Raw genomic sequence first — 13,833 nt, forward strand, 5'->3', positions numbered from 1 at the left:
CGCCGACTATACGAGCTACCGGTTGCCCCGGACGATCGCCCAGCTGCCGTCGCGGCGCTCGACCAGGCCCGCCACCTCCAGCATCGCCAGCGGCCCGAACACCTGTGGCGGGGGGAGCCCGGAGGCGACCGCGACCTGATCGACGGTCGCCACGCCGCGGCCCGGCAGCGCTTCGTAGACCTGACGTTCGGTGTCGCTGAGTCCGTCCAGCGGGGTCACCGGCCGGGGCGGGTCGGCTGCCAGCTCCCCCACCCGCCCGGCCAACTCGATCACCTCGTCGGCCCGGGTGACCAGCTCGGCACCGCCACGCAGCAGCACATGGCAGCCGGCCGAGGCCGCACTGGTCACCGGTCCGGGAACCGCGGCCACCGGACGGCCCAGCAGCCGCGCCCACGCGGCGGTGTTGGCCGCGCCGCTGCGCAGTCCGGCCTCCACCACGACCGTCGCGCCGGCCAGCGCCGCCACCAGCCGGTTGCGGGTCAGAAACCGGTGCCGAACCGGGCGGACTCCGGGCGGATACTCGGTGACCAGCAGACCGTGCCCGCCGATGCGGTGCAGCAGCGCGGAATGGCCTGCCGGATAGCAGATGTCGATGCCGCCGGCCAGCACCGCCACCGTCGTGCCGTCCGCGGCGAGCGTGGCGCGGTGTGCGGCACCGTCGATACCGTAGGCGCCGCCGGACACCACCGCCACGTCGCGCTCGACCAGCCCGGCGGCCAGGTCCGCGGCCACCACCTCGCCGTAGGCGGTCGCGGCCCGGGTCCCAACGATCGCGGTGGCACGTTCGGCGGTCTCCTCCAGGCGCGCCGGGCCCATCGCCCAGAGCACCAGGGGTGGGCGGCAACCCGGCTTTGGGGCGGCCGCGGCCCCGCCGAAGGCGGCGAACGCCAGTGCCGGCCATTCCTCGTCGTCTGGGGTGACCAGCCGACCGCCGCGGCGGGCCAGCAGTTCCAGATCCTGGGTAGCAGAGTCGATCTCGCGTCTGGCCTCGGTGTGCTTGGCCAGTTCCGGTTCGACGGCACCGCGCCGGATCCGCTCTGCCGCCTCGACCGGACCGACCCGGGCAACCAGGTCGGCCAGATCCGGCCGCGGCGGTTCGGCCACCCGGGACAGGTACGCCCAGGCCCGCAGGGTGGTCTGGTCGGTGCTCATCGGGCTGTCCCCGGTTGACGAAAGCTCAGGGCGGTGGCGACCTCGTCCAGGCCCGGTGAGTTGCGGCCCGCCAGGTCACTCAGCGTCCAGGCGACCCGCAGAGTGCGGTTGGCGCCGCGGATCGACAGCAGGCCGCGGTCCAGCGCGGTGCGCAGCGGGGCCATCGCGGCGGCACTGAGCCGAAACTTGCGCCGCAGCAAGGCTCCGCTGACCTCGGCGTTGGTGCCAAAGCCGTGCGGTTGCCAGCGGTCGGCCGCCGCGGCGCGCGCCGCTGCCACCCGGGCCCGCACCGTGGCCGTCGACTCCCCGTCGGCGGCGGAGAACGCGCCGGCCCGCACCGGATGCATCTGCACCCGCAGATCCACCCGGTCCAGCAGCGGACCGGACAAACGGCCGAGGTAGCGCCGTTTCTCCATCGGTTTGCAGGTGCAATCCCGCGGGTCGGCCGGCGCGCACGGGCAGGGGTTGGCCGCCATGACGAGCTGGAACCGGGCCGGGTAGTGGGCGACGCCGTCGCGCCGGGCCAGGCGGATCTCGCCGTCCTCCAACGGTGTGCGCAACGCCTCGAGGGCGCTGACCCGGATCTCGGCACACTCGTCGAGGAACAGCACCCCGCGGTGCGCGCGGCTCACCGCCCCCGGACGCGCCATTCCGGAGCCGCCGCCGACCAGCGCCGCGACGCTGGAGCTGTGGTGCGGTGCGATGAACGGCGGGCGGGTGATCAACGGTGCGCTGCCCGACAGTAGGCCCGCCACCGAGTGAATCGCGGTGACCTCCAGCGATTCGCTTTCGGTCAGCGGCGGCAGCAGACCCGGAAGGCGTTGCGCCAACATGGTTTTGCCGACACCCGGCGGTCCGGTCAGCATCAGGTGGTGTGACCCGGCCGCGGCTACCTCGACAGCGAACCGGGCGTGGGCCTGACCGACCACCTCCGCCAGGTCGGCGGGCGGTTGCAGGGCCGGCGCCACCGTGGTGATCCGCTCCTGCAGCCGCGCCGAACCGTCCAGCCAGTCGTGCAGCTGCCCCAGCGTCGCCACCCCGTAGACATCGATGCCGTCCACCAGGCTGGCCTCGGCGAGATTGTCCACCGGTACCACCGCGCGCGCCCAGCCGTCGTTCCTGGCGGCCAGCACCGCCGGCAGCACTCCGTGCACCGGCCGCACCCGCCCGTCCAGGGCCAGCTCGCCGAGCAGCACCGTCTTCTCCAGCCGGGGCCAGGGTGTGCCGCGGTCCGCCGAGAGCACCGCAGCGGCCAAGGCGATGTCGTAGACCGACCCCATCTTCGGCAGCGTCGCCGGCGACAGAGCCAGCGTCAATCGCGATGTCGGCCAATGCTGTTCACTGTTGGTGATCGCCGCCCGCACGCGATCCCGGGACTCCTGCAGGGCGGCGTCGGGCAGGCCCACCAGATGCACCCCGGGCAGCCCCGAACTGATGTCGGCCTCGATCTCCACGATCAGTCCGTCCAGGCCCCGCACCGCGACCGAGAACGCCCGCCCCAGTGTCACCAGCCCACCCCCTGCAGGTGGGCGATCTCCGGGTCGCGGCGCCGCCCGATCCGCACCCTGATCACGTCCATGCGGACGGTGTCCCAGTGCGATTGCTGACCGGCGAGCCACACTCCGGCCAGCCGGCGCAACCGGCGCAGCTTCTCCGGTGGCACCGCGTACGCCAGCCCGCCGAACCCGTCACCGGTGCGGGTTTTCACCTCGACGAACACCACGGTGCGCGCCGCCGGATCGGCAGCTATCACGTCCAGTTCGCCGTACCGGCAACGCCAGTTACGGGCCAGGATCGTCCACCCCTGCCCGATCAGGTGGTCGACGGCCAGCTGTTCCCCAAGCGCCCCCAGCTCGGCGCGCGTCATGGTTGTCATGCCGGCCAGGGTCGGTCATCGCACCGACAGCGTCGAGCCGCGGCGCGCCGAAAACCGCTGCAGCCCAGTCACTTGTCCACAGCGGCGACTTCATCCACAGCCGCCGGGTGACCGGCTAGCGCTAGCCGGCGTGCGCGCCCGGAGCCCGAACCACCAGCGGCACGCCGGGGAAGTATGCGGCCATCTCGGTGCGGGCACGGCGCAGCGCGGCGGTGCCGTAGCCCTTCTTGCGGTGTTCGGGGTGGATCCAGATCCGCACGTTGACCTCGCCCCGGTTGAGGTCGCCGAAGACCATGCCGACCTTCTGCGCACCGTCGACGGCGACGAACCACGCGGCGTCTTCGTCATCGACGCGAGACAGCCCGGAGAGGATTTCGTCGTCGAGGCCCCCGGCCGGCCCGCCGGACCCGTCGCCGCTGGCGCCGACGTCGGAGGTGCGCAGCGCAAAGATGTCACGATCGGCCGCACCGGCGAACGGGCGCAGCTGCAGCGTCTCACCGGAGCTCGCCGGGCGATCACCGAGGGTGAACGTCAACTCGTTGTTCAGGTCTTCGAGCTCCGCGGCGATCCGGCTGCGGGACTCCTTGGTCAGCTGATCCAGCGACATTCCGATCACCGCTTCGCAGCCCGCCGGTGAGGTGCCGAGCAGATTCGCGATCGCCTGCACCGCAGTCGCACGGTCGTCGGAGTCCACGATCACATCGAGTACCTCATGGCGGCGTTCCATGGCTTTGAGCAGTGCATCGGTGATTTCCCGACGGGAGACGGCACGGTCGACAGCGGTCATGCCTGCCAGCCTAGACCCAACTCCACGGCGACGCTGCGGTGTTATTCGGGCAGCCGCAGCTCGGGCTTTTCGACTTCTTCGATGTTGACGTCTTTGAACGTGACCACCCGCACCTGCTTGACGAACCGCGCCGGCCGGTACATGTCCCACACCCACGCGTCGGCGAGGCGCAGCTCGAAATACACCTCGCCGTCGGCGTTGCGCGGCACCATCTCGACACTGTTGGCCAGGTAGAACCGCCGCTCGGTCTCCACGACGTAACTGAACTGCCCCACGATGTCCTTGTATTCGCGGTACAGCGAGAGTTCCATCTCGGTTTCGTACTTCTCGAGATCTTCGGCACTCATCTGCTCAGCCGTCCTTCTGTTCGGTTCGTCGTCCCCATTGTCCCCGTAACCGGGGTCGCCACCGCGGCCAGCGCCGCCATATTGCGCACGTTGATGAACGAGTAGCGATGCTGACTGCACGGCCCCAACGCCGCCAGCGCCGCGGTGTGCGCAGGGGTGGAGTACCCCTTGTGCTCGGCGAAGCCGTAGCCGGGGTCCTCCAGCGCCACCATGTACCGGTCGCGGGTGACCTTGGCCAGCACGCTCGCCGCGGCGATGCAGGCGGCCACACCGTCACCGCCGACCACCGGAAGCGAGGGCATCGGCAGCCCCGGTACCCGGAATCCGTCGGAGAGCACGTAACCGGGCCGCAGGGCCAGTCCGGCCACCGCGCGCCGCATGCCTTCGATATTGGCCGCGTGCACGCCGCGCGCGTCCACGTCGGCCGGCGCGATGAACACCACGTGGTAGGCCAGCGCGTGCCGGCGGATCACCGGAAACAACTGCTCCCGCGCCTTCTCGGTGAGCTTCTTCGAGTCGTCGAGCGCCGCCAGCGCGGCGGGCCGGCCCGGCCCGAGCACACAGGCGGCCACCACCAGCGGTCCGGCGCAGGCGCCGCGGCCGACCTCGTCGACCCCGGCCACCGGCCCCAGCCCACTGCGATACAGCGCCGACTCCAGGGTGCGCAACCCCGGTGAGCGGCGGATCACCGTGCGCGGCGGCCAGGCCGGGGCCATGGTTTAAGGCTCCTGCTGCGGGTTTATCGCTTTCACCGGTCCCCAACGCGACGGCGGCCAGGCGATGAACCGGGTCTTGCCGATGACGTTGCTCACCGGCACCGTGCCGGCGTCGAGGTCTGCACCGGTGCACAGGATCCGGTGCTGCAGATCGGGCTGGATCGCCACCGTGTCGCAGTGCGCGCGGGAATCCGACGAGTGGGTCCGGTTGTCCCCCATCACCCACAGCCGGCCCTCCGGCACGGTCACCGGACCGAACTCGTTGCCCAGGCAGGGATAGACCATCGGGTCGACCATGAGGGTGGCCGGATTCAGGTAGGGCTCGTCGAGGGTCTTGCCGTCGACGGTCAGGCCGGTGTCGTTGCGGCACTGCACCGTCTGGCCCCCCACCGCGATGACCCGCTTGACCAGATCGTTCTCGTCGGGCGGGACGAACCCGATGAAGGACAAGGCATTCTGCACCCAGCGCACCGCGGTGTTGTCCGAGCGGATCGACTTGTAGCCGACGTTCCACGACGGCGGGCCGCGGAAGACGACGACGTCACCGGGGCGCGGCGCGCTGAACCGGTAGGTGACCTTGTCGACCATGATCCGGTCACCGACGCATCCGTGGCAGCCGTGCAGCGTCGGTTCCATCGACTCCGACGGGATGAGGTACGGGCGCGCCACGAACGTCAACACCAGGTAGTACAGCACCAGCGCGATCGCCACCAGCACGACCGACTCGCGCAGCGTGCTGTGCTTGCGGTCCTCGGCGGCGGGTGCCTCCGGCGCGCCGGCCTCGGCCTGGTCGACCTCGGGCTGGACGGCCTCGGGAGAGTTCTCGGGTGACGAGCCCGCGGTTTCGGTCACGAGATCAGGGTAGTGACCGCGTCAGCAGCGCCGCAGACCGACCGGAGCGAACCCGCCCGGACGGGCAAGTCAGCGCTTCTCCTTGATCTTGGCCTTCTTGCCGCGCAGTTCACGCAGGTAGTACAGCTTGGCCCGGCGCACGTCACCACGGACCACGACGTCGATGTGGTCGACGTTGGGCGAGTGCACCGGGAAGGTGCGCTCCACGCCGACGCCGTAGCTCTCCTTGCGGACGGTGAACGTCTCGCGGACGCCGCCACCCTGGCGGCGGATGACCACGCCCTTGAACACCTGGATGCGCTCTTTGGTGCCCTCGATCACCTTCACGTGCACGTTGACCGTGTCGCCGGGGGCGAAGGCCGGGATGTCGTCGCGCAGCGACGCCTTGTCGACGATGTCCAGCGTGTTCATTGCGGAAACACTTCCTCGCGGGTCGCGGCTGCCGACCGGCCCGCACACAGGTGCGCGTGCAGCCGGTAACCGAGCCGATGGGTTCGGGCATATTGTCGCATGGTGCGGTGCCCGAGACGCCGGGCCCCGGCTGCAGAATCAACTGCCGGGCGACAACTGCTCAATTGTGCCAGACGCGGCGCAACCAGTGAAATCGCGCAAATCGCCGCTGGTCGTTGCCGCCGGAACCGCCCGCATCGTGATAAGTCTGGTGAAGAGGCGGACCGCGCGATCGCGGCGTGCCCGCGGTAACCTATCCGGCGGGCCGATGGCAGCAAGTGTGGCGAGCCCGTAGATGTCGATTACCCGACTGATGCCTGTTGAGGAGGCCTACCAGCCGTGCGGCCATCGATGCTTCTGCTGACCATCGTCATGGTGATGTCGACGGTGGTGTTCGGCTGCGACGAGAAGGTCTACGGCGCCGCCGCCACCCGGCCCCCGCAGTACCGGGCGCCCGAGGTGGCGCCGGTGGCCACCGCGATCGACGCGCCCCGAGCACCCGCGATCCCCCCGGCCGCGGTGGTCGACGGGCTGGCGGCACGCATGCAGGACGCCACCGAGGAAGCCGCCAAGGCCGGTGCCAACATCTCGGTGGCCGTGCTGGACCGGATCTCGCACCAACTGGTCACCAACGGCAACACACGGCCCATCGCCACCGCCTCGGTGGCCAAGCTGTTCATCGCCGACGACCTGCTGGTCCACCAGTCCGAAGCCACATTGTCGGCCGACGACCAGGCCGCCCTGGATGTCATGCTGCGTTCCTCCGACGACGGGGCCGCCGAGACGTTCTGGAACCTGCACGGCGGCAACGCGATAGTCACCCGAGTGGCCAGCCGCTACGGCCTGGCCGGTACCGCCCCGCCGTCCAACGGTGCCTGGTGGAACACCATCAGCACCACCCCGGACCTGGCGCGCTACTACGACATGCTGCTCAATGGCTCCGGCGGCCTGCCGGCGGACCGGGCGGACATGATCATCAACGACCTGGCGCAGTCCACCCCCACCGGCATCGACGGCTACCCGCAGCGGTTCGGGATTCCGGAGGGCCTGTACAACGAGCCGGTGGCCGTCAAGCAGGGCTGGATGTGCTGCATCGGCAACAACTGGATGCACCTGTCGACCGGCGTAGTCGGCGCCGACCGTCGCTACGTGGTGGTGATCGAGTCCCTCCAGCCCAGCGACGACGCCACCGCCCGTGCCACGATCACCCAGGCGGTCAAGACGATCTTCCCCGGCGGCCGGATCTAGACCCGGATCTGGACTTCGCTACTCCCCCAACAGATCCGGGCGACGCTGCCTGGTCCTCTGCAGCGCGGCCTCATGGCGCCAGGCAGCGATCCGCGCATGGTCTCCGGAGAGCAGCACTTCGGGAACATCCAGTCCGCGCCAGCTCGGCGGCCGGGTGTAGCTCGGCCCCTCCAAGAGTCCGGCGCGGTCGGGGGAATGCGAATCATCGTGGCGTGACGCCGGATTGCCCAACACTCCGGGCATCAGCCGCAGCACCGCCTCGAGCATCACCAGCACCGCAGCCTCGCCGCCGGCCAGCACATAGTCGCCGATCGAGACCTCTTCGACCCGCATCCGCCGGGCGGCGTCATCGGCGACCCGTTGGTCGATGCCTTCATAGCGGCCGCAGGCGAACACCAGGTGCTGTTCCTGGCTCCACCGCTGGGCGGTGGCCTGGTCGAACCGTACACCGGCTGGTGTGGGGATGACCAAAACTGTTTGCTGCGAACAAATTTCGTCAAGCGCTTCGCCCCACACCGGCGCCTTCATCACCATCCCCGGCCCACCGCCGTAGGGGGTGTCGTCAACCGAGCGGTGGACGTCGTGGGTCCAGCGCCGCAGATCGTGAACGCCCAACTCGACCATTCCGGACTCGATCGCCTTGCCCGGCAACGACTGCCGGATCGGGTCCAGATAAGCGGGAAAGATCGTCAGAACATCGATTCTCATCGACTACCCGCCCAGGTCCAGCAGGCCGTCGGGTGGATCGATCTGCACGGTCTGGTCGGCCAGTGACACCGACGGCACGATCGCGCTGACGAACGGAACCAGCAGCTCCCCGCCATCGGTCCGCTTGATCGCCAGCAGTTCGCCGGCGGCGGTGTGCAGCACCTCGGTGACGGTGCCGACCCGCTCCCCCGTCGTGGTGCAGACGGTGAGCCCTTCGAGCTGGTGATCGTAGTAGGTGTCCGGTTCGGTGATCGGCGGCAGCTCAGCCGAGTCCACGACGAACACGGTGCCGCGCAACGCATCCGCACCGTCGCGGTCCGCGACCCCGGCTAACCGCACCAGCAGTCGCGCGCCGTGCGGACGCGCGGATTCGACGACGTAGTCGCGCGGCGGCCCGCCCTTCTGGTGGGCGTGCAGGGTCGCGCCCGGCGCGAACCGGAGTTCGGGGTCGTCGGTGCGGACCTCGACGACGACCTCGCCGCTGATGCCGTGGGCTTTGACCACCCGCCCGACCGTCAGCTCCATGAGCCGGCCGGCTACCGGTCGGTGTCGACCACGTCCACGCGGATGCCGCGTCCACCGATACCGGCAACGAGGGTGCGCAACGCGGTGGCGGTACGACCGCCGCGACCGATCACCTTGCCGAGATCGTCGGGGTGCACGTGCACTTCGACGGTGCGGCCCCGCCGGTTGGTCACCATGTCGACCCGGACGTCATCCGGGTTGTCGACGATGCCGCGCACCAAGTGCTCGACGGCATCTGCCACCACGGCACTCACGACCGCGCTCAGCTCTCGGCGGCCGGCTCGGCGGCCTCAGCAGCCGGGGCCTCGGCCGGGGCGTCCTCAGCCGTGGCCTCGTCCTTGGCCTTCTTGGCCTCCCCCGCCTTGGGAGCCTTCTTCTTCTTGGCGGTGGTGGCCTCCGTGGTCGGACCACCCTCGGCCTCGGCCAGCGCGGCGTTGAACAGCTCCAGCTTGCTCGGCTTGGCCGGCTTGACCTTCAGCTTGCCCTCGGCGCCGGGCAGGCCCTTGAACTTCTGCCAGTCACCGGTGATCTTCAGCAGCTTGAGCACGGGCTCGGTGGGCTGGGCCCCGACAGACAGCCAGTACTGGGCGCGCTCCGAGTCGATCTCGATCAGGCTCGGCTCTTCCTTCGGGTGGTAGCGGCCGATGACCTCGATGGAGCGGCCGTCCCGGCGGGTGCGCGCGTCGGCGACCGCGATGCGGTACTGCGGATTGCGGATCTTGCCGAGCCGGGTGAGCTTGATCTTGACAGCCATGAGTCACTCCTGGGTAGCACGCTGCAATTCAGCGATACCGGCGGATTTGCCGGTGTCCGGTTTTGCCTCGCGTGTATGACCACTGCGCGGTACGTAACCGCACGGCGGACAGCCGCCTATTGTGCCAGAACCGGCCCGTTGCGCCGAAATCGCCTCAGGGCAGCTTCTCGAAGCACTTGGTCTCGACGCGCCGGGTCATCCGCCAACCGCCGTCGGTCCGGACGAACTCGTCGTCGTACCACAGGCCCAGCAGCATGGTCGCCGGCTGCTCCCCACCGAAGACCATCGGGTTGAAGCAGAAGGTGCGCGCGGCGGCGGTGTCCCCGTCGACCCGGATCGACGGCAGGCCCAGCATGTGGGCGTAGCCGGCGAAGTTCGGCAGCACCTCCGCCAGCCAGGCCTTCACCTGCGGGTAGCGCCCGTCGATACCGCCCATCGCGCGGTAGTCGATGTAGGCATCGGCGGTGAAGACCGCGTCGAGGTCGTCGAAGTTGCGGGTGTCGATGGCGGTGGAGTAGTCGACCAGCAGCTGCTGGATCTGCCACCGGTCCGACATTTCGGCCTGGCTCAGCATTCCTCGATTCAACACCACGCCGGTAAGGTAACCGGCCATGCGGAAAATTCTGGCCGCACTCGCGGCTGTGCTGACCGTGTTCGTCACTACCGCGGTGACCGCTTCCGCCGATGTCGCCCAGCCCCTCGGTTCGGCACCGATTCCGGCCGGCCCCGCCCCGAACTGGCTCGTCGCCGACCTGGACTCCGGACAGGTGCTCGCCGAGCAGAACGGGTACGCCGTCACCCCGCCGGCCAGCACGATCAAGGTGCTGCTCGCGCTGGTGGCGCTCGACGAGCTGAACCTCGACGACACCGTGGTCGCCAGCCCGGCCGACACGCAGGTGGAGTGCAACTGTGTCGGCATCAAACCCGGCCACGCCTACACCGCGCGCCAGCTGCTCGACGGCCTGCTGCTGGTGTCGGGCAATGACGCCGCCAACGCGCTCGCGGACATGCTCGGCGGGCCGGAGGCGACCGTGGCGAAGATGAACGCCAAGGCTGCTGCGGTCGGCGCCACCACCACCCACGCCAGCACGCCGTCCGGCCTCGACGGCCCCGGCGGCCCCGGCGCCAGCACCCCGCACGACCTGGCGGCCATTTTCCGGGCAGCGATCGCCAACCCGGCGTTCGCCCAGATCACCGCGCAGCCCTCGGCGATGTTTCCCACCGAGTCCGGCGAGCGGCCCATCGTCAATATGAACGAGCTGCTGGCCCGCTACCCCGGTGCGATCGGCGGCAAGACCGGCTTCACCGACGCCGCCCGCAAGACCTACGTCGGCGCGGCAGCGCGTGACGGCCGCCGGTTGGTGGTCGCGATGATGTACGGGCTGATCCACGAAGGTGGCCCGACCTACTGGGATCAGGCCGCCGCGTTGCTGGACTGGGGTTTCGCGCAGGGCCCGCTCTCCGGCGGCGTCGGCAGCCTGTAGGCCACCCGGCGCGGTCAGTACACCCGGCCGCGCAGCATCACCAGATCCGGGCGGCCCAGCACGTCCGGCCCGCCGCGCGGGTCCTCGGTGAAGCAGAGCAGGTCGGCCGGGGCGCCGTGTTCCAGCCCCGGCGCGCCCAGCCAGCGCCGGGCATCCCAGCAGGCCGCGCCCAGTGCCTCGGTGGCACTGAGCCCGACACCTGTCAGGGCATGCACTTCGTCGGCGATCCGGCCGTGGGAGATCATGCCGCCGGCGTCGGTGCCGGCGTAGATCGGCACCCCGGCCTCTCGGGCGGCGCCGATCCGTGAGCGGCAGCTGGCATGCAGCGCCCGCATGTGCGCGGCGTAGGTCGGGTACCTGGCCGCCGAATCGGCGATCCCGGGGAAGTTCTCGATATTGATCAGCGTCGGCACCAGCGCGGTGCCGTGGGCCAGCATCAGCGCGATGATGTCGTCGGTGATACCGGTGCCGTGCTCGATGCAGTCGATGCCGGCGTTGATCAGCCCCGGCAGAGCATCCTCGCCGAAGACGTGCGCGGTGACGCGGGCCCCGTTGGCGTGCGCGGCATCGATGGCGGACTTCAGCACGTCGTCGGACCACAGCGGCGCCAGGTCGCCGATCCCCCGGTCGATCCAATCCCCGACCAGTTTCACCCAGCCGTCGCCCCGACGGGCTTGGGCTGCAACGGCTTCCGGCAGTTCAGCCTCGTCGTCGACGTCCAGGCCCAGCCCGGGAATGTAGCGTTTGGTGCGCGCCAGGTGCTGCCCGGCGCGGATGATCCGCGGCAAGTCGTCGCGGGAATCGAAGCCGCGGGTGTCGATCGGTGAGCCGGCGTCGCGGATCAGCAGCACCCCGGCACGACGCTCGGTTTCGGCCTGGCGCAGCGCCTCGTCAGCGTCGACCGGGCCGCCCGGACCGATTCCGATATGGCAGTGCGCGTCGACCAGGCCCGGCATGATCCAGCCGTCAGCGAAGACGGTCTGGGCGCCGTCGACCGGCTCGAGGCTGACCCGGCCTTCGACGATCCAGTACTCCACTGGAGTCTCATCGGGCAGCCCGCGGCCGCGAACGTGGAGCGCCAAACTACTTCTGGCCCGGGAAATTCAGCTTGGACAGGTCGAAATCGGCCAGCCCGGGCGGCAGCTCGTTGAGCCCCTCGGGCATCTGCGACAGATCCGGGAAACCGGCCGGCATGCCCGGCCCGAATGGACTGCGCACCTTCGGCGGGGTGGGCCCGCGCTTCTTGCCGCCCTTCTTCCCCTTGCCCTTCGCGGCTTTGCGGGTACTGCTCTTGCGGCCGAGCCCGGGCAGACCCATCCCGCCCATCATCGACGACATCATCTTGCGGGCCTCGAAGAACCGGTCGACGAGCTGATTGACCTCCGAGACGCTGACCCCGGAACCGTTGGCGATGCGCAGCCGGCGGGAGGCGTTGATGATCTTCGGGTCGGCCCGCTCGGCGGGCGTCATGCCGCGGATGATCGCCTGCAGCCGGTCGAGGTGGCTGTCGTCGACGGCGGCCAGCGCGTCCTTCATCTGGCCCGCCCCCGGCAGCATGCCCAGCAGGTTGCCGATCGGGCCCATCTTGCGGATCGCCAGCATCTGCTCGAGGAAGTCCTCCAGCGTGAGCTCCCCGGTGCCGATCTTGGCGGCGGCCTCCTCGGCCTTCTGCGCGTCGAAGACCTGCTCGGCCTGCTCGATCAGGCTCAGCACGTCACCCATGCCCAGAATGCGGCTGGCCATCCGGTCGGGGTGGAAGACGTCGAAGTCCTCCAGTTTCTCGCCGGTGGACGCGAACAGGATCGGCGCGCCGGTGACCTCCCGCACCGACAGCGCCGCGCCACCGCGGGCGTCGCCGTCGAGCTTGGTCAGCACCACACCGGTGAAGCCGACCCCCTCGCGGAAGGCGTCGGCGGTGGTGACGGCGTCCTGGCCGATCATCGCGTCCAGCACGAACAGCACCTCGTCGGGCTGGACCGCGTCGCGGATGGCGGCGGCCTGGGCCATCATCTCCTCGTCGATGCCGAGCCGCCCGGCGGTGTCGACGACGACGACGTCGAAGTGTTTGGCTTTGGCTTCGGCCAGGCCGGCGGCGGCGACCGCGACCGGGTCTCCGATGCCGATCTGGGCCTCGTGCGCCTGCGCGGAGGTGCCCGGATGCGGGGCGAACACGGCGACCCCGGCGCGCTCCCCGACCACTTGCAGCTGGTTGACCGCCCCCGGGCGCTGCAGGTCGCAGGCCACCAACAGCGGGGTGTGCCCCTGGCCGCGCAACCAGGTGGCCAGTTTGCCGGCCAGAGTGGTCTTACCCGCGCCCTGCAGACCGGCCAGCATGATGACCGTCGGCGGGGTCTTGGCGAACGCGAGTGTGCGGGTCTGCCCGCCGAGGATGCCGATGAGCTCTTCGTTGACGATCTTGACGACCTGCTGGGCCGGGTTGAGGGCACCGGAGACCTCCGCGCCCTTGGCGCGGTCCTTGATCCGGCCGATGAACTCCCGCACCACCGGCAGCGACACGTCGGCTTCCAGCAGTGCCAGCCGGATCTCCCGCGCGGTGGCGTCGATGTCGGCGTCGGTCAGACGCCCCTTGCTGCGCAGTCCCTGCAGGGCCGAGGTCAACCGGTCGGAGAGCGATTCAAACACGCAGCCAGCCTATAACTGCTCCCCGCGCGAGCCGGCAGGCGAAGGGGACCTCGCGGCAGACCGCGTGGTGCAGCGGACGCCGCCACCGCGATATCCCGAACACGTATTATGACCGCGAGGTTAGATAAATTGCACAGTTAATCGCGAGATTCGCGCCCGTTAAACAAGGGTTTCAGAGCTTTCACGCTCCGCTTGTTTTCGTTAAAGATACGCACCCAGCTGCTAATTAAATGTTACCGATCGCTGCGGTCGCTCTAATTCTGCAATGCTTCCTCGCATCGACAGTCAGCC

Annotated in this window: 17 protein-coding genes; 2 read left to right on the forward strand and 15 right to left on the reverse strand. The window is 69.8% G+C overall.

Annotated elements, in window-relative coordinates; translation table 11 throughout:
• Positions 1-15: 15 nt before the first annotated feature.
• The 8 genes from dprA to rplS form a co-directional block, all read right to left on the reverse strand.
• A complete protein-coding gene (gene dprA, locus AC5Y4Q_RS18960; RefSeq protein WP_499959970.1) occupies positions 16-1,152 on the reverse strand; it encodes a DNA-processing protein DprA in 1,137 nt (378 codons plus the stop codon).
• Positions 1,149-2,660: a YifB family Mg chelatase-like AAA ATPase gene (locus AC5Y4Q_RS18965; protein ID WP_064924016.1), complete on the reverse strand. Its 1,512-nt coding sequence runs from the start codon at positions 2,658-2,660 to the stop codon at positions 1,149-1,151. Before AC5Y4Q_RS18965 ends, dprA begins: the two co-directional genes overlap by 4 nt.
• Complete coding sequence (locus AC5Y4Q_RS18970; RefSeq protein WP_064924017.1) at positions 2,657-3,028, reverse strand: YraN family protein; 372 nt, start codon at positions 3,026-3,028, stop codon at positions 2,657-2,659. Before AC5Y4Q_RS18970 ends, AC5Y4Q_RS18965 begins: the two co-directional genes overlap by 4 nt.
• Positions 3,029-3,149: 121 nt before the next feature.
• A complete protein-coding gene (locus AC5Y4Q_RS18975; RefSeq protein ID WP_064924018.1) occupies positions 3,150-3,815 on the reverse strand; it encodes a GNAT family N-acetyltransferase in 666 nt (221 codons plus the stop codon).
• A 41-nt stretch (positions 3,816-3,856) separates the two neighbouring features.
• The gene (locus AC5Y4Q_RS18980; protein ID WP_012393608.1) at positions 3,857-4,162 is read right to left on the reverse strand and encodes a DUF2469 domain-containing protein; all 306 of its coding nucleotides are present in this window, start codon (positions 4,160-4,162) and stop codon (positions 3,857-3,859) included.
• Positions 4,159-4,878 carry a ribonuclease HII gene (locus AC5Y4Q_RS18985; protein WP_064924019.1) on the reverse strand — a complete coding sequence of 240 codons (720 nt, stop codon included), beginning with the start codon at positions 4,876-4,878 and terminating at the stop codon, positions 4,159-4,161. The genes AC5Y4Q_RS18980 and AC5Y4Q_RS18985 overlap by 4 nt, the downstream gene beginning before the upstream one ends.
• A 3-nt stretch (positions 4,879-4,881) precedes the next feature.
• On the reverse strand, positions 4,882-5,730 hold the full coding sequence (gene lepB, locus AC5Y4Q_RS18990; RefSeq protein ID WP_499959971.1) for a signal peptidase I: 849 nt from the start codon (positions 5,728-5,730) through the stop codon (positions 4,882-4,884).
• 69 nt (positions 5,731-5,799) lie between these two features.
• Positions 5,800-6,141 (reverse strand): 50S ribosomal protein L19, encoded by a 342-nt coding sequence (rplS, locus tag AC5Y4Q_RS18995; protein ID WP_019736221.1) that lies wholly within the window; start codon positions 6,139-6,141, stop codon positions 5,800-5,802.
• Positions 6,142-6,531: 390 nt separating this feature from the next.
• Between rplS and AC5Y4Q_RS19000 the strand changes: the two genes are divergently transcribed.
• Positions 6,532-7,428 carry a serine hydrolase gene (locus AC5Y4Q_RS19000; RefSeq protein ID WP_499960008.1) on the forward strand — a complete coding sequence of 299 codons (897 nt, stop codon included), beginning with the start codon at positions 6,532-6,534 and terminating at the stop codon, positions 7,426-7,428.
• A gap of 18 nt (positions 7,429-7,446) precedes the next feature.
• Here the strand turns inward: AC5Y4Q_RS19000 and trmD are convergent, their stop codons facing one another.
• The 5 genes from trmD to AC5Y4Q_RS19025 form a co-directional block, all read right to left on the reverse strand.
• Positions 7,447-8,136 carry a tRNA (guanosine(37)-N1)-methyltransferase TrmD gene (gene trmD, locus AC5Y4Q_RS19005; protein WP_064924021.1) on the reverse strand — a complete coding sequence of 230 codons (690 nt, stop codon included), beginning with the start codon at positions 8,134-8,136 and terminating at the stop codon, positions 7,447-7,449.
• Positions 8,137-8,139: 3 nt separating this feature from the next.
• Positions 8,140-8,661, reverse strand: a complete 522-nt coding sequence (gene rimM / locus AC5Y4Q_RS19010) for a ribosome maturation factor RimM (protein WP_064924022.1) — start codon at positions 8,659-8,661, stop codon at positions 8,140-8,142.
• A gap of 11 nt (positions 8,662-8,672) precedes the next feature.
• Positions 8,673-8,915, reverse strand: a complete 243-nt coding sequence (locus AC5Y4Q_RS19015) for an RNA-binding protein (RefSeq protein WP_019736217.1) — start codon at positions 8,913-8,915, stop codon at positions 8,673-8,675.
• An 8-nt stretch (positions 8,916-8,923) separates the two neighbouring features.
• Positions 8,924-9,415: a 30S ribosomal protein S16 gene (gene rpsP, locus AC5Y4Q_RS19020; RefSeq protein WP_064924023.1), complete on the reverse strand. Its 492-nt coding sequence runs from the start codon at positions 9,413-9,415 to the stop codon at positions 8,924-8,926.
• Between the two features lie 154 nt (positions 9,416-9,569).
• Complete coding sequence (locus AC5Y4Q_RS19025; RefSeq protein ID WP_064924024.1) at positions 9,570-9,989, reverse strand: nuclear transport factor 2 family protein; 420 nt, start codon at positions 9,987-9,989, stop codon at positions 9,570-9,572.
• A gap of 37 nt (positions 9,990-10,026) precedes the next feature.
• On the opposite strand from AC5Y4Q_RS19025, the gene AC5Y4Q_RS19030 reads away from it, so the two are divergent.
• On the forward strand, positions 10,027-10,899 hold the full coding sequence (locus tag AC5Y4Q_RS19030; RefSeq protein ID WP_499959973.1) for a D-alanyl-D-alanine carboxypeptidase family protein: 873 nt from the start codon (positions 10,027-10,029) through the stop codon (positions 10,897-10,899).
• A gap of 14 nt (positions 10,900-10,913) precedes the next feature.
• On the opposite strand, the gene AC5Y4Q_RS19035 is transcribed toward AC5Y4Q_RS19030, so the two are convergent.
• Positions 10,914-11,981, reverse strand: coding sequence for an amidohydrolase family protein (locus AC5Y4Q_RS19035; RefSeq protein WP_499959974.1), 1,068 nt, complete (start codon positions 11,979-11,981; stop codon positions 10,914-10,916).
• A gap of 1 nt (position 11,982) precedes the next feature.
• Positions 11,983-13,542: a signal recognition particle protein gene (ffh, locus tag AC5Y4Q_RS19040; RefSeq protein WP_064924027.1), complete on the reverse strand. Its 1,560-nt coding sequence runs from the start codon at positions 13,540-13,542 to the stop codon at positions 11,983-11,985.
• Positions 13,543-13,833 lie beyond the last annotated feature (291 nt).

It is taken from the genome of Mycobacterium sp. NGS16 (assembly GCF_059813225.1).

Coding starts and splice junctions, on each gene's coding strand:
- AC5Y4Q_RS18970 (WP_064924017.1), bottom strand. CDS start 3,028: ATGACAACCATGACGCGCGCCGAGCTGGGGGCGCTTGGGGAACAGCTG.
- dprA (WP_499959970.1), bottom strand. CDS start 1,152: ATGAGCACCGACCAGACCACCCTGCGGGCCTGGGCGTACCTGTCCCGG.
- AC5Y4Q_RS19025 (WP_064924024.1), bottom strand. CDS start 9,989: ATGCTGAGCCAGGCCGAAATGTCGGACCGGTGGCAGATCCAGCAGCTG.
- trmD (WP_064924021.1), bottom strand. CDS start 8,136: ATGAGAATCGATGTTCTGACGATCTTTCCCGCTTATCTGGACCCGATC.
- AC5Y4Q_RS19030 (WP_499959973.1), top strand. CDS start 10,027: ATGCGGAAAATTCTGGCCGCACTCGCGGCTGTGCTGACCGTGTTCGTC.
- rimM (WP_064924022.1), bottom strand. CDS start 8,661: ATGGAGCTGACGGTCGGGCGGGTGGTCAAAGCCCACGGCATCAGCGGC.
- rplS (WP_019736221.1), bottom strand. CDS start 6,141: ATGAACACGCTGGACATCGTCGACAAGGCGTCGCTGCGCGACGACATC.
- rpsP (WP_064924023.1), bottom strand. CDS start 9,415: ATGGCTGTCAAGATCAAGCTCACCCGGCTCGGCAAGATCCGCAATCCG.
- AC5Y4Q_RS18985 (WP_064924019.1), bottom strand. CDS start 4,878: ATGGCCCCGGCCTGGCCGCCGCGCACGGTGATCCGCCGCTCACCGGGG.
- AC5Y4Q_RS19000 (WP_499960008.1), top strand. CDS start 6,532: ATGCTTCTGCTGACCATCGTCATGGTGATGTCGACGGTGGTGTTCGGC.
- AC5Y4Q_RS18975 (WP_064924018.1), bottom strand. CDS start 3,815: ATGACCGCTGTCGACCGTGCCGTCTCCCGTCGGGAAATCACCGATGCA.
- AC5Y4Q_RS18980 (WP_012393608.1), bottom strand. CDS start 4,162: ATGAGTGCCGAAGATCTCGAGAAGTACGAAACCGAGATGGAACTCTCG.